Genomic DNA, 876 nt, shown 5'->3' with positions numbered 1-876 from the left:
GCCCTGACCCATCATCTGCTGCATCATCGCGGGCATGCCTTCCGCGACGAAGCCGGTGACCTCCCGCGCGTGCGCACGGATGACATCGGTGAGGGCCGGATCGTCGGCGGTCTCCTCGGCGATCACGCCCTTGGGGGTGAGGGTGAGCTTGCGGCGGTAACCGCCGGCCTGCCGGAAAAGGGTCGGCAGACTTTGGCTCATGCAGCTGACTTCGGTGCCCTGATCGAGGTGGGCGTACATGCTCGAAACATGCGCCTGCAGTTGGGCCGCCAGGTCCGGCGACGCCGATTCGGTGGTGGCCCGCCCGCCGCCGTACCCGTGGCGCCACCCGTCGTGGCCACCGGAGGACCAGCCCAGGAGCAGCCCCGAGAAGAAGACCACCGCGACGACGAACACGACGCCGGCGACGATGACCACCCATGCGGCCGCTTGACCCAGCCGACTGTGTGCGCCGACTCGATGTTCGACATTGGATTCAGGAGTTTGCGTCATGCCCCGAACGATGGCACACATATACCCACCGGGGGTAGGGACCATTGGCCCTAGAATGGGCGACGCGCCTGTGGTCGGCTTACGCTTGTTGCGCGGGAGACGTCCGAAAGGATGCGGCGATGGCTGAGTTGACGCGGCGGGCGGCACTCGCCGCCTTCGGCGCTCTCGGCGCGGGCAGCATCCTGGGGTTGGGATTGCTGCGGCGCGGCCTTCAGTCGATGGCCGTACGCCTCACCGACGGCGGCGGTTTCATGGGCGCCGGCCACATGGACATGAGCCGCTACATGGAAATGTTCATGCGGCACAGCGAAATCGACCGTGTGGTCGAGGACATTCCCGGCGGCGTGCGCACCACCACCGAATCGGCGTCGCCGGACCTGGCGG

General features: G+C 67.5%; 3 pseudogenes. 1 reads left to right on the top strand and 2 read right to left on the bottom strand.

Features of this window, described 5'->3' with window-relative positions:
• Together A5713_RS29785 and A5713_RS29780 are read right to left on the bottom strand one after the other, a co-directional pair.
• Positions 1 to 312 (bottom strand): annotated as a pseudogene (locus A5713_RS29785) (hypothetical protein); the annotation flags it as partial.
• Between the two features lie 42 nt (positions 313 to 354).
• A pseudogene (locus A5713_RS29780) lies at positions 355 to 441 on the bottom strand (hypothetical protein); the annotation flags it as partial.
• Between the two features lie 170 nt (positions 442 to 611).
• On the opposite strand from A5713_RS29780, the pseudogene A5713_RS25090 reads away from it, so the two are divergent.
• Positions 612 to 876 (top strand): annotated as a pseudogene (locus tag A5713_RS25090) (hypothetical protein); the annotation flags it as partial.

This window comes from Mycobacterium sp. E2497, from assembly GCF_001668695.1.
In the GTDB taxonomy this organism is placed as follows: Bacteria; Actinomycetota; Actinomycetes; order Mycobacteriales; family Mycobacteriaceae; genus Mycobacterium.
The sequence above is the reverse complement of the archived record's forward strand: the minus strand, read 5'-3'. Positions and strand labels throughout refer to the sequence as shown.